Source organism: Streptomyces sp. NRRL S-337 (assembly GCF_000720175.1).
Classification (GTDB): Bacteria; Actinomycetota; Actinomycetes; order Streptomycetales; family Streptomycetaceae; genus Streptomyces; species Streptomyces siderophoricus.
Map to the genome: position 1 here is coordinate 24,762 of NZ_JOIX01000060.1, position 18,468 is coordinate 43,229.

The 18,468-nt window shown below is 72.6% G+C and carries 18 protein-coding genes; 9 read left to right on the forward strand and 9 right to left on the reverse strand.

Translation table 11 applies throughout. The features are described 5' to 3' along the window. Positions 1-93: 93 nt before the first annotated feature. Positions 94-375, reverse strand: a complete 282-nt coding sequence (locus IG62_RS0130570) for a DUF3263 domain-containing protein (RefSeq protein WP_030810538.1) — start codon at positions 373-375, stop codon at positions 94-96. A 73-nt stretch (positions 376-448) separates the two neighbouring features. Continuing rightward, positions 449-1,717 (reverse strand): extracellular solute-binding protein, encoded by a 1,269-nt coding sequence (locus IG62_RS0130575; RefSeq protein WP_030810540.1) that lies wholly within the window; start codon positions 1,715-1,717, stop codon positions 449-451. 270 nt (positions 1,718-1,987) lie between these two features. Between IG62_RS0130575 and IG62_RS0130580 the strand changes: the two genes are divergently transcribed. From IG62_RS0130580 to pfkB, 3 genes are all read left to right on the forward strand, one after another. Next, positions 1,988-2,905 (forward strand): ROK family protein, encoded by a 918-nt coding sequence (locus IG62_RS0130580; RefSeq protein WP_051798816.1) that lies wholly within the window; start codon positions 1,988-1,990, stop codon positions 2,903-2,905. Further along, on the forward strand, positions 2,905-4,107 hold the full coding sequence (nagA, locus tag IG62_RS0130585) for an N-acetylglucosamine-6-phosphate deacetylase (protein ID WP_030810545.1): 1,203 nt from the start codon (positions 2,905-2,907) through the stop codon (positions 4,105-4,107). Before IG62_RS0130580 ends, nagA begins: the two co-directional genes overlap by 1 nt. A 141-nt stretch (positions 4,108-4,248) precedes the next feature. Continuing rightward, complete coding sequence (gene pfkB, locus IG62_RS0130590; protein ID WP_030810548.1) at positions 4,249-5,196, forward strand: 1-phosphofructokinase; 948 nt, start codon at positions 4,249-4,251, stop codon at positions 5,194-5,196. A 107-nt stretch (positions 5,197-5,303) separates the two neighbouring features. Here the strand turns inward: pfkB and IG62_RS45440 are convergent, their stop codons facing one another. The 3 genes from IG62_RS45440 to cdgB all read right to left on the reverse strand — a co-directional run bounded on the left by IG62_RS45440 (position 5,304) and on the right by cdgB (position 8,653). Further along, the gene (locus tag IG62_RS45440; protein WP_078872337.1) at positions 5,304-5,639 is read right to left on the reverse strand and encodes a peptidase inhibitor family I36 protein; all 336 of its coding nucleotides are present in this window, start codon (positions 5,637-5,639) and stop codon (positions 5,304-5,306) included. Between the two features lie 122 nt (positions 5,640-5,761). Continuing rightward, on the reverse strand, positions 5,762-6,682 hold the full coding sequence (locus IG62_RS0130595; protein ID WP_030810551.1) for a CBM35 domain-containing protein: 921 nt from the start codon (positions 6,680-6,682) through the stop codon (positions 5,762-5,764). Positions 6,683-6,985: 303 nt separating this feature from the next. Beyond that, positions 6,986-8,653, reverse strand: coding sequence for a diguanylate cyclase CdgB (gene cdgB, locus IG62_RS0130600; protein WP_030810554.1), 1,668 nt, complete (start codon positions 8,651-8,653; stop codon positions 6,986-6,988). Between the two features lie 437 nt (positions 8,654-9,090). On the opposite strand from cdgB, the gene IG62_RS0130605 reads away from it, so the two are divergent. Beyond that, positions 9,091-9,591, forward strand: a complete 501-nt coding sequence (locus IG62_RS0130605) for a flavin reductase family protein (protein ID WP_420711134.1) — start codon at positions 9,091-9,093, stop codon at positions 9,589-9,591. A gap of 122 nt (positions 9,592-9,713) precedes the next feature. Here IG62_RS0130605 and arfB read toward each other — a convergent pair whose 3' ends face one another. Then, positions 9,714-10,142 carry an alternative ribosome rescue aminoacyl-tRNA hydrolase ArfB gene (arfB, locus tag IG62_RS0130610; RefSeq protein WP_030810561.1) on the reverse strand — a complete coding sequence of 143 codons (429 nt, stop codon included), beginning with the start codon at positions 10,140-10,142 and terminating at the stop codon, positions 9,714-9,716. 294 nt (positions 10,143-10,436) lie between these two features. Between arfB and IG62_RS0130615 the strand changes: the two genes are divergently transcribed. Next, a complete protein-coding gene (locus IG62_RS0130615; RefSeq protein WP_030810564.1) occupies positions 10,437-11,012 on the forward strand; it encodes a TerD family protein in 576 nt (191 codons plus the stop codon). 359 nt (positions 11,013-11,371) lie between these two features. Here the strand turns inward: IG62_RS0130615 and IG62_RS0130620 are convergent, their stop codons facing one another. Next, positions 11,372-11,659, reverse strand: coding sequence for a helix-turn-helix domain-containing protein (locus IG62_RS0130620; RefSeq protein WP_030810567.1), 288 nt, complete (start codon positions 11,657-11,659; stop codon positions 11,372-11,374). An 81-nt stretch (positions 11,660-11,740) separates the two neighbouring features. Here IG62_RS0130620 and map point away from each other — a divergent pair, with 81 nt between their 5' ends. Next, the gene (gene map, locus IG62_RS0130625; protein WP_030810570.1) at positions 11,741-12,508 is read left to right on the forward strand and encodes a type I methionyl aminopeptidase; all 768 of its coding nucleotides are present in this window, start codon (positions 11,741-11,743) and stop codon (positions 12,506-12,508) included. Between the two features lie 242 nt (positions 12,509-12,750). Here the strand turns inward: map and IG62_RS0130630 are convergent, their stop codons facing one another. Next, the gene (locus tag IG62_RS0130630; RefSeq protein ID WP_037839703.1) at positions 12,751-13,317 is read right to left on the reverse strand and encodes a heme-binding protein; all 567 of its coding nucleotides are present in this window, start codon (positions 13,315-13,317) and stop codon (positions 12,751-12,753) included. 704 nt (positions 13,318-14,021) lie between these two features. Here IG62_RS0130630 and IG62_RS42490 point away from each other — a divergent pair. The 3 genes from IG62_RS42490 to IG62_RS0130645 all read left to right on the forward strand — a co-directional run bounded on the left by IG62_RS42490 (position 14,022) and on the right by IG62_RS0130645 (position 17,339). After that, a complete protein-coding gene (locus tag IG62_RS42490; RefSeq protein WP_037839707.1) occupies positions 14,022-15,515 on the forward strand; it encodes a sensor histidine kinase in 1,494 nt (497 codons plus the stop codon). Continuing rightward, the gene (locus IG62_RS0130640; RefSeq protein ID WP_037839688.1) at positions 15,512-16,408 is read left to right on the forward strand and encodes a response regulator; all 897 of its coding nucleotides are present in this window, start codon (positions 15,512-15,514) and stop codon (positions 16,406-16,408) included. Before IG62_RS42490 ends, IG62_RS0130640 begins: the two co-directional genes overlap by 4 nt. A gap of 433 nt (positions 16,409-16,841) precedes the next feature. Beyond that, positions 16,842-17,339 carry a hypothetical protein gene (locus IG62_RS0130645; RefSeq protein WP_030810582.1) on the forward strand — a complete coding sequence of 166 codons (498 nt, stop codon included), beginning with the start codon at positions 16,842-16,844 and terminating at the stop codon, positions 17,337-17,339. 155 nt (positions 17,340-17,494) lie between these two features. Here IG62_RS0130645 and IG62_RS0130650 read toward each other — a convergent pair whose 3' ends face one another. Continuing rightward, entirely contained in the window at positions 17,495-18,139 is a 645-nt protein-coding gene (locus tag IG62_RS0130650) for a pentapeptide repeat-containing protein (RefSeq protein ID WP_030810585.1), read from the reverse strand. Positions 18,140-18,468: the final 329 nt, after the last annotated feature.

Consider the following 18,468-nt stretch of genomic DNA (forward strand, 5'->3'; position numbering starts at 1 on the left):
TGGGCGGGCGCACGGCCGGTGCACGGGCGCATCGGGCCGACGGGTCGCGGCACCGTCCGGGCCGCGGCAGACGCGTGCGGCAGGCGCGTCCGGTCAGCGGCGGGCGCGGCGCGCCTCGCGTATCCGGCGCAGGCGGTTGATGGTGACGGGGTCGTGGGCGAGCGCGCGGGGGTCGTCCAGCAGGGCGTTGAGGAGCTGGTAATAGCGGGTCGGGGAGAGGCCGAGGCGTTCGCGGATGGCCCGTTCCTTGGGGCCCGGGCCCGGCCAGGAGCGGCGCTCGACGGCGAGCACCGCCTCGTCCCGGGCGGACAGCCCGGAACCGCCCGCGCCGCCGGTGGCCTGCGGGTCGTCCGTACTGCCGGTGCCGCTCGTCATCACGTTCCCACGATAAGCGCACGGTCGGACGGGGCGGGGGCCGGGCGGGTGGCCCGGTCCCCCGCGCGCGGTGTCACTCGCCGCTGTTGTCCTCGGTGTCCGCGGTGTTCTGGATGTCGGTGAGCACGCCGGACGGGTTGCCGTTCGGGCCGACCGCGGCGCCCATCCTGGCCTTGATGGTCTTGGAGACCAGCGGCCAGGAGGTCTTGTCCGCCGGGTAGAACTCGGCGCCGGCCAGCTGCTTGAGGAAGCTGTGCAGCTTGGCGTAGTGGTCGTCGGCCATCATCGCCTGGGAGGCGGAGGTGGTGACGGGCAGCAGGCCGTACTCGCCGGAGAACTTCTCGACGTTCTTGTCGCTGTAGACGAAGTCGAGGAACTTGCCGGCCTCGGCGCGGTGGCCGTTCTGCTTGAACGCCATCATCCAGTCGGCGACGCCCATGGTGGCCTTGGCCGGGCCGTTGACGCCGGGCAGGTCGACGGTGCCGTAGTCGATGCCCTTGGCCTCGGCCTGCTTCATGAGGGTGGGGTGGCCGTTGAGCATGCCGACGTCGCCGGCGGCGAAGCCGGCGAAGGCGTCCTCGCGGTTGAGCTTGGCGGGGTCGCTGCCGGTCAGGCCCTTGCCGACGAGGTCGTTCTTCAGCCAGTTGAAGGTCTCGATGTTCTGGGACGAGTTGATCTGGTACTTGCCGATGCTGTCGGTGTAGCTGCCGCCGCCGCTGAGCATCCACATCAGCGTCTCGGCCTGGGTCTCCTCGGGGCCGAGCGGCAGTGCGTAGGGCATCTTGACGCCGTGTGCCTTCAGCAGGGCGGCGTCGTGGGCGATGTCGTCCCAGGTCTTCGGCGGGCTGGTGATGCCGGCCTGGGTGAACAGCTTCTTGTTGTAGAAGAGCCGCCGGGTGCTGGCGCCGAAGGGCAGGCCGTACTGGACGCGGTGGTATTCGCCGGTCTCCGCGAGGGCGGGGGTGAAGTCGGCCTGCACCGGTATGGAGAGCAGCTGGTCGGCGCTGTAGAGCTTGCCCTTGGCCGCGTAGTCGGCGTACGCGCCTATCTGCGCGAGGTCGGGGGCCTTGCCCGCCTTGACCAGGTCCTCGACGTGCTTGTCGACATTGGTCCAGCTGTCGACCTCGACGTCGACCTTGATGCCGGGGTTCTTCTTCTCGAAGGCGCGGGCGAGCTGGTCCCAGTAGTGCTGGGAGCTGTTGGCCTCGCTGTCACCGTAGTCCGCGGCGATCAGCTTGAGGGTGACGTCGCCGTCCCCCGATCCGCCGCCGCAGCCGGTGAGTGTCAGTGTCATGGTGGTGGCCGTTGCTGCCGCCGCCAGGCTCAAGTACCGCCGCTGCACCCGCTGTTACCGCCCTTTTCCTGTCCCGAAATTCCGTGCTTGCCGGGTTCCTCGACACCGTCTCGGGGATCGCCCTCGCCCGGCGTGAACAGCGAGTTTCCACCCGTGTCCGATACAAGGTCTACACCACCGGTGATTGCGCTTCGGTATCGGGCTCCCGCACTTCCTTCACCCGGACCGCACCGGTGAGTGGACTAGACCTTTCGGGGCGCATCGCGCGAAACTGTTCCCGTGAGACATGTCATCGCCCTGGATGTGGGCGGCACCGGGATGAAGGCCGCCCTCGTAGGGCTGGATCCCGAACCGTCCGGGAAGACACCGCCCGCCCTGCTCTACGAGGCACGGCGGCCCACCGGCCGGGAACGCGGCCCCGACGCGGTGGTCGAGACGATCCTCGGCTTCGCCGCCGAGCTCCGCGACCTCGGCACCGCCCGCTTCGGCACCCCCGCCGAGGCCGCCGGCGTCGCGGTCCCCGGCATCGTCGACGAGACCTCGGGCACCGCCGTCTACGCCGCGAACCTCGGCTGGCGGGACGTTCCGTTGCGGGCGCTGCTCTCCGAGCGGCTCGGCGGGATCCCGGTCGCGCTCGGCCATGACGTGCGCACCGGCGGCCTGGCCGAGGGCCGGATCGGCGCCGGCCGGGACGCCGGCCGCTTCCTGTTCGTCCCGCTGGGCACCGGCATCGCCGGTGCCATCGGCATCGGCGGCCGCATCGAGGCCGGGGCGCACGGCAGCGCCGGCGAGATCGGCCACATCGTCGTACGGCCCGGGGGGCGGGCCTGCGGCTGCGGGCAGCGGGGCTGTCTGGAGACGCTGGCCTCGGCCGCCGCGGTCGGCCGGGACTGGGCGGCGGCCTGCGGCGATCCCGCGGCCGGCGCGGCGGACGCGGCCAAGGCCGTGGCGTCCGGCGACGAACGGGCCCTGGCGGTGTGGCGGGACGCGGTGGACGCGCTGGCCGACGGCCTGGTCACCGGGCTGACCCTGCTCGACCCGGAGATGCTGATCATCGGCGGCGGACTGGCCGAGGCGGGCGACACGCTGTTCACGCCTCTGCGGGAAGCGGTCCGGCGGCGCGTTACGTTCCAGCGGCTCCCCTCGATCGTTCCGGCGGCCCTCGGGGACGCCGCCGGGTGCCTGGGCGCGGGACTCCTCGCCCGGGATCTTCTCTCCACGGAGGTAACCGCCTGATGGCACAGCAACTGTCCGTGCAGCCGGCCGCGGGTCCCCGGCGCACCGTCCTGACCGGCGCCCGGATCGCCCGCCCGTCCGGCGTCGTCGAGCGCGGCCGGATCATCGTCGAGGGTGGCCGGATCACCGCGGTGCACAGCCGCGACGCCGACCTGGCCGAGGACCGCGGCGCCGACGCCCTGGACCTGACCGGCCACCTGGTCGTGCCCGGCTTCATCGACATGCACGTGCACGGCGGGGGCGGCGGCTCGTTCTCGTCCGCCGACCCCGGCGAGTGCATGACGGTCGTCGAGACCCACCGCCGGCACGGCACCACCTCGATGGTCGCCTCCACGGTCACCGGCGAGCTGTCCGAACTCGCCCGGCAGGCCGGGGTGCTGGCCGAACTGGTCCAGCAGGGCGAGCTGGCCGGGATCCACTTCGAGGGCCCGTTCATCTCCCCGCAGCGCTGCGGCGCCCACCAGCCGGGACTGCTGCGCGACCCGGACCCGTCCGACGTCCGCAAGCTCCTCGACGCGGCCCACGGCACCGCCGCGATGATGACCGTCGCCCCCGAACTGCCCGGCGGCCTGGCCTCCGTGCGGCTGCTCTCCGACGCCGGGGTGATCGCCGCCGTCGGCCACACCGACTCGTCCTACGAGGCGGCCCGGCAGGCCATCGACGCGGGCGCCACCGTCGCCACCCACCTCTTCAACGCGATGCCGCCGCTCGGCCACCGGGCGCCGGGGCCGGTCGCCGCGCTCCTGGAGGACGAGCGGATCACCGTCGAGCTGATCAACGACGGCACCCATCTGCACCCCGCGATGCTCCAGCTGGCCGTCCGCGAGGCGGGCGGCGGCCGGGTCGCGTTCATCACGGACGCCATGGGCGCGGCCGGTATGGACGACGGAATGTATCCGCTCGGGCCCATGCAGGTCGAGGTCAGGGACGGGGTGGCCCGGATCAGCGACGGCCCCACGGCCGGCTCCATCGCGGGCTCCACGCTCACCCTGGACCGGGTGTTCCAACGCGCCGTCCTCGTCGACGGCCTGACGGTGGATCAGGCCGTCCAGGCGCTGTCGGCCACCCCGGCCCGCCTGCTGGGCATCGACGACCGCACCGGCTCCCTGGCGGCCGGCAAGGACGCCGACCTGGTGGTGCTGGACGCGGCGTTCGCCCTGGTCGGGGTGATGCGCCGGGGCGAGTGGCTGGTGCGGCCGTAGAGCGCGTGAGGTGAGCTGCGGGTCTGGGCCAACCGCCACCGACGATGGCATGATCGCTCGCGCACTTGTCCGCATGCCACCGCCGTGCGCGGTTGCCCGACCCCGGCCGCCGCCCGGCCATGTCTGCCCGGAGGGGCGACCATGATCCTCACGGTCACGCTGAACGCCGCCCTGGACATCACCTACCGCGTGCCCCGGCTCCGCCCGCACCGCACGAACCGGATCACCGAGGTGTCCGAGCGCCCCGGCGGCAAGGGCGTGAACGTCGCCCGGGTGCTGGCCGCGCTCGGCCACCGCACGGTCGCCACCGGCTTCGCGGGCGGCGGCACCGGGGACGCGCTGCGCGCCCTGCTCGCCGAGACGGCGGTCACCGACGCCCTGGTCCCGGTCGGCGGCGCCACCCGCCGCACGGTCGCCGTCGTCGACGCGACCACCGGGGACACCACCCAGCTCAACGAGCCGGGCCCGACCGTCTCCCCCGCCGAATGGGACACCTTCTTCGGCACCTACCGCGAACTGCTGGGCGAGGCCCGGGCGGTGGCCCTGTGCGGCAGCCTGCCGCCGGGCGTCCCGGTCGATGTCTACGCCCGCCTCACCCGCGCCGCGCGCACCGCCGGCGTCCCCGTCCTCCTCGACACCAGCGGCGAACCGCTGCGCCGGGGTCTGGCCGCCCGCCCCGACCTCGCCAAGCCCAACGCCGACGAGCTGGCCGCCCTGACCGGCAGCACCGAGCCGCTGCGCGCCGCCCGCGACACCCGCCGCCGCGGCGCGCACGCGGTGGCCGCCTCACTGGGCCCGGACGGAATGCTGGCGGTCACCGCCGACGGCGCCTGGCAGGCCGCCCCGCCCCGGCGGTTCGCCGGCAACCCGACCGGCGCCGGCGACTCCGCGGTCGCCGGCCTGCTGTCCGGACTGGTGGAGGACCTGCCGTGGCCCGCACGCCTCGCCCGCGCGGTGGCCCTGTCCGCAGCCACGGTCCGGGCCCCGGCAGCCGGCGAGTTCGACCGGGCGACGTACGAGGAGCTGCAGGAGCAGGTGGTGACCGCCTCTCTTGCCGGCACCAAGGATCGCTGGCCAGGAGGCCGGTAGCTGCGCTGCGCGGAAGGGGCAGTACTCCGACGAACGAGAGGGCCGAGGACACACCCGCCCGGACGCGTCCTCGGCTCCCTGTCAGCGCAAGGTGAACCGTTGCACCGTCACGGTCCCCAGACCGCAATGCTCTTCACCGGCCACGGAGTCTTGGCCGAGTAGTGTCCGAAGGTCAGGTCGAAGCGCTTTCCGTAGCACCCACTGTCGCTGTACAGGGTCACCCTGTGCCTGTTCTGGTTGGACACCGACCGGGCATCGCCGTCAAATCCGTTGCACCCCGACGTGGGACTGATGATGCTGTAGGCGCGTCCCCCGAAGTTCGGCTGTGACCAGCCGCACACATTGCCCTTCGGGCACTTGGCAGCCGCATCGGCTGTTCCGACGGTGAGCGGCAGAGTGGCTAACAGTGCAGCCCCGGTCAGGGCTAGAGCGCGCATCTTCATATGGACCTCCGCAGATCGAGTGGGTCGGCTCGGTCCCAGTCCACTTGATCGAAACGACTCCGGCAAGTGGATGCATCGCAATCGGACATGCTGGTCCGAGCTGCGGAAGTCCCGGTCAAGCGTTAGCGGTTGGCACCCGCCAGCCACAGCTGGTCCAGGATGGCGTTGCACTGGTTGCCCTGCGCACAGGCGATCTCAACGGTGTTGGTGCCCTTGTTCAGGGTGACCGGGGCCCAGGTCGACTGCCAGCCCTTCTTCCAGTCGCCCTCCGGCGAGTGGATGAAGTTCTTCAGGCCCAGCGGCTGGTTGTTGGGCTTGCCGTTGACCGTAAGCGTGGCGTTGGCGTCCTGTCCCGGGATGCTGTAGCGCACGTACAGCCGGTAATCACCAGCGTCCGGCAGATCCACGGTCCACTGCACCTTCGCCCCGACCTGGTTGAGGCCGGTGACGTAGGAACCACTTGCCGAGTGGGCGCCCTGGACGTCCTTCGCGGTGGTCGCCCCGCCGTCCAGTCGCAGGCTGCCGGCGTCCTCCTTGGGGAGTTCGCCCGGCTTGGGCTTGCTGTGGGGCTGTTCGCTCGGCTTGACGGTGTCGCCGGCCGTCGGGCCGGACTTGCCGGCGTTCGCGTTCTTGGTGTCGTTGCCGTTGTTGGTGAGCATCGCGACGCCGATGCCTATGCAGACCACCGCGACCACCGCGACCGCGCCTATCAGCAGGCCGTTGCGGCGGCGCGGCTCCGGCTCGCCGCCGTGGCCGGGCGCCGGCACGGCACGGGTGCGGTCGCCGCCGGGCAGTGTCTCCGGCGCGGCGTAGGTCGCGTTCTGCTGGCCGTAGGTGACCGGCTGCTGGGCCTGCTGGCCGTACTGGCGCTGGCCGACCGCCCGCACCTGGTTGTACGACGTGCGCGGCACTCCCGGCTGTCGGGCCGCCCCGCCGGCGCCCGGCGAGCCCGGTGCCCCGCCCTCGCCGCCTTCCGCGCGGTAGAGGTAGGCGAAGGGGTCGTCGTTCTCCGGCGTGTCCGCGCCGTTGTTGCCGGCCGTCATTCCGTGTCACTCCCAAGCGATGTGTGCGCGTCGTGAACGCGTCGGTCGGTACGCGTGCGCAGACGTCTTCTGCGCGAATATCTGGTCCGGGCCCCCGGCGGCGCCGCGCCGCATCGGCGCAGCCTACCCCCTCGCGTCCGGACCACACCGAGCCTGGCGGGCCACAAGATCGCTACGGATCGGTGAACTGCTGGTGCGGGGGCCGGCCGGCCGCGGATGTGAGATGCGCCGCGCGGTGCCCGCGGTCCACCGCAGAGCTCCCGCCCGGCCCGCCGCACGGCACCCGCGGTCCGCCGCCCGGCGTCAGCCGGCCCGCCGGTTCGCCTTCGACCGGGAGCGCTTCTCGACGTACATCCGCTGGTCCGCCGACTCCAGGACCTCCTCGGCGGTCATCCCGCAGCTCGCCCAGCCGATGCCGAAGCTGGCGCCCACCCGGACCGCCCGGCCCTCCACCCGGATCGGCGGGATGATCGCGTTCCGCAGCCGCACCGCGAGGTCCTGGGCGTCGGCCGTGCCCAGACCGTCGGCGAGCACCACGAACTCGTCGCCGCCGAGCCGGGCGACCGTGTCGCCGTCCCGTACGCCGCTGGTCAGCCGGCGGGCGACCTCGATCAGCACGGCGTCACCGGTGTTGTGCCCGAAGCGGTCGTTGATCGACTTGAAGCCGTCGAGGTCGCAGAAGAGGACCGCGAGCCCCTTGGAGCCGTCGTCGGCCGGCCCGTCCGCAGGGGCGACGAGGTGGACGTGGTGGTCGAACGGGACCGGGGCCTTGCCCTCGAAGCCGTCGACGCCGTCGAAGGGTTCCTTGCCGTCCGGCCGGAAGCCGTGCGGGTCCCGCGGGTCCGCGCCGCCCGAGGAGGCGTAGGCGTCCGCCAGCGAGCCGGCCGGCCGGGAGCACAGCCGGGCGCCGAGCCGGGCCCGCAGTTCGGCGCTGTTGGGCAGGCCGGTCAGCGAGTCGTGGCTGGCCCGGTGCGCGAGCTGGAGCTCGTGCCGCTTGCGCTCCTCGATGTCCTCGACGTGGGTGAGCAGATAGCGGGGGCCGTCGGCGGTGTCGGCGACGACGGAGTTGCGCAGCGAGACCCACACGTACGAGCCGTCGCGGCGGGCCAGCCGCAGCTCGGCCCGGCCGCCCTCGGCGGAGGTGCGCAGCAGGGTGCCGATGTCCTCGGGGTGGACGAGGTCGGAGAAGGAGTAGCGGCGCAGCCCGGAGGCCGTACGGCCGAGCAGCCGGCACAGCGCGTCGTTGGTCCGTAGCAGCCGCCCGTGCTGGTCCCCGCCCATTTCGGCCACGGCCATCCCGCTCGGCGCGTACTCGAAGGCCTGCCGGAAACTTTCCTCGCTGGCGCGCAGGGCCTGCTGCTCGCGCTCCAGCCGGACCAGGGCGCGCTGCATGTTCGCCCGCAGCCGGGCGTTGCTGATCGCGATCGCGGACTGGAAGGCGTACATCTGCAGCGCTTCCTGGCCCCAGGGGCCGGGGCGGCGGCCGTTGCGCGGGCGGTCGACGGAGATCACGCCGAGCAGTTCGCCGCCGCCGTTGCCCGCGGTGTACATGGGCGCGAAGAGGCGGTCCATCGGGTGCCACTCGTCGGGGAAGCGCGGCGCCGGCCCGGCCGTGTGCCACTGCGGTACGTCGTCGTCGTCCAGCACCCAGCCCTCGGTGTACGGGATGAAGCACAGGTCGCCCCACCGCTCCCCCATGGACAGCCGGCGGTCCCAGGAGGAGCGCGAGCCGACCCGGCCGGCCATCAGGGCCTCGGCGCCCGCACTGCCGGCGACCGCGGCCACCACGAGGTCACCGTCGGGCCGCACGAGGTTGACCGCGGACAGTTCGAAGCCGAGGCCGTTGACGGCGCCGTCGGCGACGGTCTGCAAGGTGTCCGCAAGGCTGCGTGCGGTGTTCAGTTCGGCGACCACTCGGTGCAGCTGCCGCAGGGTCGCAAGACGGACGTATGGCTCCGACTCGGTCTCCATCGCTCGCTCCCCTGAGACCTCGACAGCAAACTCCAGGATTCTTGTCGTCCGATTCCACGCTCACTGAATCACAGTGAGCTCTTCACTCGGTACACAGGGTCAACAATTAGAGGCCGCTGTGACTCAAGTCACAGACGGTGAGCGAGCGTTGACCGTGCCCCACCACCCCGTCCGAGAGAACCCGCCTTCACTCTTTCTACACTTTCTGAACGCAAATTCCGAGGGTTATGCCACCTGTATACGACCTCCGTCGCTGGACCTAGGACGCGGGTGGTCCCGGGGGCCGATGCGCGTCCGGACGGCGGGAAGTTAGCGTTCATGGCGTGTTCACGGAAACCCCTGTCGATGCGGCGGCCGCCCGGCCCGTTGCCACCGCCGCCCCCACCGTCGCGCCGGCCTCCACGCCGGGTGGCGCGCCGATCCCGCATGCTGTGGGGGTGAGTGACGACGAGTTCCGCGCCGCCCTGTCCCGGCTCGCCGCCGGCGTCGTACTGATCACCGCCCACGACCCGGACGCCGGGCCGCGCGGCGAGGACGCCGGCATGACCGCCACCGCCTTCCTTTCCGTGTCGCTCGACCCGCCACTCGTGATGGTGAGCGTTCGCAACGGCTCCCGGATGGACGACCTGCTGGCGGAGCAGCCACTGTGGGCCGTTTCCGTCCTCTCAGGGCACCAACGGCAGATCGCCGGACGATTCGCCATGAAGGGCCGCATCAGCGACCGGCTTCTCTTCGAGGACATCGCATACGTACGGGGCGAAGCGTCCGGCGCCCCGCTCATCGGCGGTGCGCTGGCGACCCTGGAGTGCCGCACCGAGCAGCGCGTCACGGCCGGCGACCACACCCTCGTCATCGGACGGGTGCTGGCCACCGGAATCCCGAACGAGGACGACGGACCGCTGACGTACTTCCGGGGACGGTACCGGCAGTTGGGGTGAGGGGCCGGGAGAGCGGTCCGGTGGGCTGCGGCACCAGCAGAGTGTGGTCCGGTGGGCTGCGGCGCCAGGAGGGTGGGGTGGCGAGCTACGGGGCAGTTGCGGCAGGCGGCCGGCCCCGCCGCTCAGGTCCAGTCGCGGCCCGAGCGGCCGCGCTTGGTGTCACCGCGCTGCTTCTTCTCGCGCAGCCGGCGTTCGTTGATGCCCCGTGGGATCCGCGACTTCCGGCGCGGCTTGGGCGGCGGTGCGCTGGCCTCGGCGAGCAGCGCGGCCATCCGGACGGCCGCGGTCTCGCGGTTGCGCCACTGGGAGCGGTGGTCGGAGGCGCGTACCGACAGCACGCCGTCGACCAGCCGGCCGGCCAGCCGCTCCAGCGCACGCTCCTTCCACACCGGCGGCAGCGCCTGCGTGCCGCCGAGGTCGAAGCGCAGCTCGACCTGGCTGTCGCTGGTGTTGACGTGCTGGCCGCCCGGACCCGAGGACCGCGAGAAACGCCAGACGAGCTCGGCCTCGGGAAGGACGACCGAACCGCGGATGACATGGGGCCCGGACATGCCCCTATGATCCCGCGGATCCGACCCCACCGTCACCCGCTTTTCGCACCACTTGACCTGGCCGCACATCAGATTCCGCCCACGAGCGGCCAAGCGGCGCGGTGCACCGCACGGACACCGGCCTGCCGCACGGACACCGGCAAGCCCCCTGGAGACCGGCATCAGGATTGGGCAAAGAAAGTAAAGAGACCTGGAACCTCACGGTCCCCCGACGACGTTCTGGTGGGTGACGGTAGCTTCGTGCCAGCACGGAGCCCGACGATTCGACGCGTTGACTAGGAAAGGGACATCCCCATGGCTGTAAGCCTGTCCAAGGGCGGCAACGTCTCGCTCACCAAGGAGGCACCGGGCCTGACCGCCGTCACGGTGGGCCTCGGCTGGGACGTCCGCACCACCACCGGCACGGACTTCGACCTCGACGCCAGCGCGATCGCGGTGAACGCGACCGGCAAGGTCTACTCCGACCAGCACTTCGTCTTCTTCAACAACAAGAGCACGCCGGACCAGTCGATCGTCCACACCGGTGACAACGTCACCGGCCAGGGCGAGGGCGACGACGAGCAGATCAACGTCAACCTGGCGGCACTGCCGGCCGACATCGACAAGATCGTCTTCCCGGTGTCCATCTACGACGCCGACAACCGCAGCCAGAACTTCGGCCAGGTGCGGAACGCCTACATCCGCATCGTCAACCAGGCCGGTGGCGCGGAGATCGCGCGCTACGACCTGAGCGAGGACGCGGCCACCGAGACCGCCATGGTCTTCGGCGAGCTGTACCGCAACGGCGCGGAGTGGAAGTTCCGCGCGGTGGGCCAGGGTTACGCGTCGGGCCTGGTCGGCATCGCGAAGGACTTCGGCGTCAACGTCTGAGTCGTCGACATCTGGGGCCTCGACGTCTGGGGCCTTGGCGTTTGGGGCCTTGGCGTTTGGGGCCTTGGCGTTTGGGGCCTTGGCGTTTGGGGCCTCGACAACGTCTGAGTCCTCAACGACGTCTGGGTCCTCAACGGCGTCTGAGTCGTCAACGACGTCTGAGTCCTCGGCGTCCGCGCGGGCTGCGCCTGAACAGTCTGCGTCGGCCCGGTCTGCGTCCACGCAGCCTGCGTCCGCGCGGTCTGCATCTGAGTGGTCCGCATCTGAGTGACCCGCGCCCGAGGCGCGGACGCACCGGCGCGCAGTCCCGGGCTTGCTTCAGGGCCGGTCCCCTTCGGGGGGCCGGCCCTGCGCGCGTTTCAGGCGGCCGCGCCGTTCCCCTCCCCCTCCCCCTCCGCCGGTTCGGGTGGCGAGGCCAGCACCGCCACCTCGTCCAGCGACAGTCCGAGCGTGCCGGCCAGCGCCGCGACCGTGAAGAACGCCGGGGTGGGCGCCCGGCCGGTCTCGATCTTCCGCAGCGTCTCGGCGGACAGTCCCGCCGCCGCCGCGACCTCGACCATGCTCCGCCCGCCACGCGCCACCCGCAGCAGCGCGCCGAGCCGTTCACCGCGTTCCCGCTCCCAAGGAGTCAGTGGAGTTCGCACCATGCCCGTGATACTAATACCGGTAAACAATTACCGGTAAAGAAATACCGCTCCTACGCTCCCCCTGCCCTGCGGAGGTCATCCATGGTGGAAATCAAGACGGAACCCGCGGTGGACGCCATGCGGCTGACCGGCCGGGTCGTCGCCGACGCGCTGGCCGCGGCGCGCGCGGCCGCCGCGCCGGGCGTGCGGCTGCTGGACCTCGACGAGGTCGCCCGGGGGGTGCTCCGCGAGGCCGGCGCCACCTCGCCCTTCCTCGGCTACCGCCCGTCGTTCGCGCCCACCCCGTTCCCGGCCGTCATCTGCGTGTCCGTCAACGACGCGATCGTGCACGGCATCCCGGACGGTTACCGGCTGCGCGACGGCGACCTGGTGAGCGTCGACTGCGGCGCGGTGGTGGACGGCTGGGCCGGCGACGCCGCCATCAGCTTCACGGTCGGCACCCCGCGCCCCGAGGACGAACGGCTCATGGACGCCACCCAACGGGCGCTGGCAGCCGGCATCGCGGCCGCCGTACCGGGTGCCCGGATCGGCGACGTCTCCCATGCGATCGGCAGCATCGGACGCGCCGCCGGCTACGGCATCTCCCGCGACTTCGGCGGCCACGGCATCGGCCGGCAGATGCACGAGGACCCGCCGGTCCCGAACGACGGCCGGCCGGGCCGCGGCTTCGTGCTGCGCCCTGGCCTGGTGATCGCCATCGAGCCGATGTTCCTCGCCGGCGGCACGGACGCCTACGTCACGGACGATGACGGCTGGACCCTGCGCACCGCCGACGGCAGCCGGGCCGCCCACTTCGAGCACACGATCGCGGTGACGGAGGACGGGCCCCGGGTGCTGACGATGCCGTAACCGGCGCGAGGGTGCGGGGGGGCGGGTGCTGGGGCGGTCACGGCCGGGCCTCGGGGGCTGGTGCTGGCGCGGTCACAGCGGGCCTTGGGGGCTGGTGCTGGTGGTGGCGCTGTTGTAGCCGACCGCGGGGGCCGGCGCTGGCGTAGCCGGGCCGGGGATGCTGCGGCCCGTCCGCCGCTCGGGCTCGTCCCGCCCCTACGCCCATCCTTACGCCGCTCCGCCCCTCTGGCCCGTTGGGCTGGCTACCCGTCGAGGGCGTGCGCCCCGGCCTGGGCGAACTGCTCGTCGAGGGTTCCGCTCGGCGCCCCCGCCACCCCGATCCCGGCGATCGGCGCGTCCCCGTCCCGGACCGGCGCACCGCCCGCCAGGAAGAGGGTGCCGGGGATGTCCTTGAGTGTCGGCGCCTGGTCGAGGCGCTTGACCAGTTCGGAGGTGGGGGCGTTCCAGGAGACCGCCGTGAACGCCTTCCGGGTCGCCGACTCGTACGCCTGCGGCCCGGCGCCGTCGCCCCGCAGCGCGACCAGCGTGCTGCCGTTGCGGTCCACAACGGTCACCGAGACCCGCTGCCCGGCCTTCTCGGCCGCCTTCAACGCGGCCTGGGCGGCCTTGGTGGCGGCGTCGAGGGTGAGGTGGGTGGTGGTACGCGTGAGGCCCTTGCCGACGTTCGCGGGCGAGGACGCGGCGGAGGCCGTGGACGCGGCGGCGGAGTGCGTGGACGAGGGCGCGGCGGTCGCGGAGGCGGCGGCGGAGTGCGTGGACGAGGGCGCGGCGGTCGCGGAGGCGCCACCGAGGACACCCGCGCCCACCAGGACGGTCGCGACGACGCCGGCCGCAGCGACGGCACCGACCGCGGAGACCTTACGAGAGATCCTGCGGGAGATCTTGCGGGAGGCCTTGCGCGGGACCTCGTGAGAGACCTCGGAGGAGGCGTTGTGGGAGACCTCGGGGGATGCCCTGTGGGAGGCCTCGTGGGACACCTTGTAGGTGGCCTCGTGGGAGACCTTGCGGGAGGCCTTGTGGGAGCGGAACGGAGTTCTCGGATTCATGCCCTCATCGTCGGAGGAAGACCGGCCCGCCCGGATCGGCGGTCCGGCCGGGATCGCCGTGCATGATGGGGGATACCGGTGTCGACCGATCGGTTGATGCGGGCGCCGCTCCGCCCGGGTTACGACTACCCGGTTACGACTACGAGGTCGGCGCCCGGCCAGGGCCCGTCTGACGGACGTCGGCCTACGAGGAGACCACGGTGCACATCACTCAGCAGCCGCCGGACAGGGGCGCGAACGGGGACAGGGAAACGGGCAGGGCCGTGGACCGGGACCGGGACCGGGACCCGGGCGGAGACGCGAACACGGACGCGGTCACCGTCCCCGAGCCGGACGCGGTCACCGTCCCCGAGCCGGACGCGGTCACCATCCCCGAGCCGGGGTCGGCCGCCGTCCCGGGCGCGGGCTCGACCGCCGCCCCGGGGCCGGGCTCGACCGCCGCCCCGGGGCCGGGCTCGACCGCGGTCCTGACGGGAAGGACCCCGGCCCCGGACCGCGACCCCGACGCCCGCTGGTTCGGCCCGGTGCTGCACCTGACGTTCTTCCTGCTGCTCGCCGCCTCGCTCACCCGCTTCCTGCTCCGGCACCCGGGAGAGCCCCGCACCCCGTGGATCATCGCCCTGGCCCTGCTCCACGTCCTCGGCCCCACCCTCGGCCGCCATCCCCGTACGCCCCGTACACCCCACACACCTCGCACAACCCGTACGCTCCATATGCTCTACAGGCCCCACAGGCCCCACACGCGAGACGCCGGGCAGGCAGACACCCGCCGGCTGCTCTGGCTGGCTGCGGTCGTGACGGTCTGGGTCGTCGTGGTCCTGCTCGCGCCGAGCTTCGCCTGGTGTGCCGTGCCGCTCTTCTACACCGGCCTGCGGACGCTGTCGGCCGGCGCCGCATCGGTGCTGGTCGGCCTCCTCACCGCGTTCGTCGTGGCCGCCCAACTCCGGCTGTCCACCGATTTCGACCCCATCCTGGTGCTGGCCCCGCCGGCCGTCGCCGCGCTCGCCACCGCCGTCTTCGTCCACATGGAGCGGCAGGCGGCCCGCCAGCGCGCGCTGATCGACGATCTGCTGCGGACCCGCCGCGAACTGGCCGCCACCGAGCGGCGCGAGGGCACGCTCGCCGAGCGGCAGCGCCTCTCGATGGAGATCCACGACACCCTCGCCCAGGGCCTGTCCAGCCAGCAGATGCTGCTGCAGGCCGCCGACCGGACCTGGGACGGCGACCCGGCGACCGCCCGCGGTCATCTGCGTACGGCCACCGAGATCACCGCCCGCAACCTCGCCGAGGCCCGCCGCTTCGTCCACGACCTCGCCCCGGCCGACCTGGCCGGCGGCACCCCCCTCCCGGAGGCCCTCCGCCGGCTGGCCACCCGTACGACGGGTCCCACGACCGATCACTCGACGGGGCCCACGACGCGTCCTCCCACGTCCGGTCCCCCGACGGGCCGCCCGACCGGTCACGCGTCCGTTCACGCGTCCGTTCACGCGACGGTTCCCACGACCGATCACTCGACGGGACCGACGAGCGGCCCCACGACAAGTCCCACGACAGGTCCCACAACGGGCTCCACGACCGGCGCCGCCACGGGCGGGCCGGGCGGCGGCGGGCCCGACGGGCGGCTGAGCGTGCGCTTCCACCAGGACGGCACCCCCGTACCGCTCCCGGACCGGGTCCAGTCCGCGCTGCTACGCATCGCCCAGGGCGCCCTCGCGAACGTCCGTGAGCACGCCGCCGCGCGCACCGTAACCCTCACCCTCAGCTACCTGGACGACCAGGTCGTCCTCGACATCGCCGACGACGGCCGGGGCTTCACCACCGCCGCCGCGCACGGGCGCGGCCACGGCCTGCCCGCCATGCACGCCCGGATGCGGCAACTCGGCGGGACGCTCACCATTGAATCCGCACCGGGCGAGGGCACCGTCCTGTCCGCCGCCGTCCCCCTGGAGCGCACGCCATGACCTCCTCCGCGACCTCCTCCACAGGCGAAGCGCCGCACACCCCCGTACGCGTCCTGCTCTGCGACGACCACGCGGTCGTCCGCGCCGGGCTGCTCGCCCTGCTCAGCAGCGCCCCCGGCATCGAGGTCATCGCCGAGGCCGGCGACGGCGAGGAGGCCGTGGCGCTGGCCGCCGCGCTCCGCCCCGACGTCGTCCTGATGGACCTCCAACTCGGCTCGGGCATCGACGGCATCGAAGCCACCCGCCGCATCACTGCCCACGCCAGGGAGCACGCCAAGGGCGGCAACACCGTAGGGGTATCGGGCGCCCGGGAAACCCCAGGAACCGACAACCCCGCGGGTGCTACGTCAGCCGCACACACTCCGCCGGCCGCCCGCCCCACCAAAACCGCACCCGCCGGTACCGGCCCCGCCCGCTCGACCAGCCCCGCCGGTACCAGCCCCACCAGCCCGACCGGCCCCGCCCGCTCGACGAGCTCGGCCCACCCGACCGTCCCGATACCCCACGTCCTCGTCCTGACCACCTACGACACCGACGCCGATATCACCCGCGCCATCGACGCCGGTGCCACCGGCTATCTCCTCAAGGCCGAGCGACCGGAGGAACTGTTCGCCGCCATCCGGGCCGCGGCCACGGGACGCAGCACCCTCTCCGGGCCGGTCGCCCACCGGGTACTGGCCCAGATGCGCAGCCCGCGCCCCACCCTCACCGACCGCGAGCTCGACATCCTCGGCCAGCTCGCCCGCGGACTGAGCAACCGGGAGATCGCCCGCGCCCTGTTCATCAGCGAGGCCACGGTCAAGACCCACCTCGGCCGCATCTACGACAAACTCTCCGTGGACACCCGGGCCGGCGCGGTCTCCGTAGCCAAGGAACAACGCCTGCTGCCCTGACGGCGCCGCCCCCACCCCCCGTTCCCACAAGGCAAGCCAGAGCCCCACCCCACAGATGACCTCCGCGCCCAGACGGACCCGAGGTCATCGCCCGACGTCGCGGACGGACGTCAGGGACGGACGTCACGGACGGAAGTCACAGACGCCATGCCCCCCCGTTACCGCCCAGTCATGGCCCGACGTCATCGCCGGATCCCATGGCCCGATGCCGCTGCCACTCGCGCCCTCCGGCCCTGCCAGTCGCGCCCTCCGCGTCTACCGCTCGCATCTTCCGGGCCGCGAGCGGTCCCGGTCGGTGCGGGTCCCGGTCAGCGCCGGCCCCAGTCAGTCCGGTCCCGGTCAGTGCCGGCCCCGGTCAGTGCCGGTCGGTGCCGGGTCCCGGTCAGTGCCGGTGCGAACGTCCGTCCGCCGACCGGCGTGACACCATCAAGGCGTGATCGACCTCGGCTATTCCCTCTCCCGCCGCTTTCCGGACCCACCGCAGACGGACTACCGGACCGCGGGGGTACACGCGCTCCGCCATGACCTCTTCTGCGGCGACGTCTACCTCGCGGACACCACGGCGGACCGCGAACTGTCCACCGCCTGGGGCTGGGTGCCGGTCCTCGACTTCGCCTGGGCGCTGTGCGACATCGTCGAGCAGCTCGACACCGACCCCCGCGGCAGCCGCTCGGCCCGTCCCGTCCACGCCGAGCTCGACTTCACGGAATCCGCCGACCGGATGCGGTTCGAGCGGCGCTTCGGCTGGGTGGACGTCGAGGCCGACTGGATGCCGGCCGACGAGCCCCCGCTCACCTTCAACCACGCCGCGCTCCGCCGCGAGGCTCGCGACTTCCTGCACGACCTGATCGCCGACCTCACCGACATGCACGACGGCCTCGAAGACAACCCCGTGATCTGGGACCTCCAGTCCCGCTTCCCCCGCGTCTGAGCCCCACCGGGCCGCCCGGACACCGGTCGCCCGAGCAGACACGACCCCCGCCCGAACCGACCACCGGCCACCAACCGCCCGACCCGAACATCGAACTCAGGCTCCCGCGAAAGAACCCGCCGCCCTCTCCACCTCCCCCCTCTCCCGCTCCTCCCCTACTCCACCCGCACCCCCACCTGCGCCGCGAACGCCGGTGCCAGATCCATCAGTTGAGCCGTACTGATCACCGCGCCCGACAGCCGGTCGATCCCCCGCGCGATGTCCACCGCCACCGCGCCGCGCAGATCGACGTCCTTCATCCGCGCCTCGGAGAAATCGATCCGCGCCAAGGTGCAGTCGTCGAACGTGACCCGCTCCAGCTCGGCACCCGCGAAGTCCGCCTCGATCAGCACGCACCCCTCGAAGGCGACGTCCCGCAGCTTCGCGCTCCGCAGATTGGGGAAGTCGATCTTCCCGCCGCGCACCACGACCCGCTCCAGGACCGCCCCGTGCAGCTGCGTCCCGCCGAGCCTGGCGTCCGAGACCTCCACATCGCGCAGGGTCGCCCCGGACAGGTCCGTCCCCACCCCACGCACCCCACTCAGCACGCTGTCGATGATCCGGGCCCGGCCGAGCGCCGTCTCGTCGAGCCCGCAACGACGCAGCGCACAGTCCATGAACCGCGCCCCACGCGCCGACTGCCCCGCCCAGTCGGCGTCCGCGAACTCCAGCCCGTCGTAATCCCCGTCCTCCTCCAACTCCGCGCCGTCGTACGCCACCAGCTCCGGCAGCCGCACCTCCGGACGCCGCACCGCCCGCACCGTCTCCTTACCGCGCCCGGCCACGCGATCACCCCTTTCACCCTCGACCGCCTACACGTCGCCCGTCCCGCACCCGCACCCGCATCCGCATCCGCATCCGCATCCGCACCCGCACCCGCACCCGCACCCGCACCCGCACCCGCACCCGCACAACGCAACCCGTCACACTCCGCCGAAATCCCTCCGTCGGAACCCGTCACGCTCCGCCGGAATCCCTCCGTCGGAACCCGTCACAACCCATCGTGAACCACCCCACTGACAACACGCCCTGACCAGCGCGAAGACCCCCCACCCGCCGCCCTCGCCCCTCACCCCCACCCGCCGTCCTC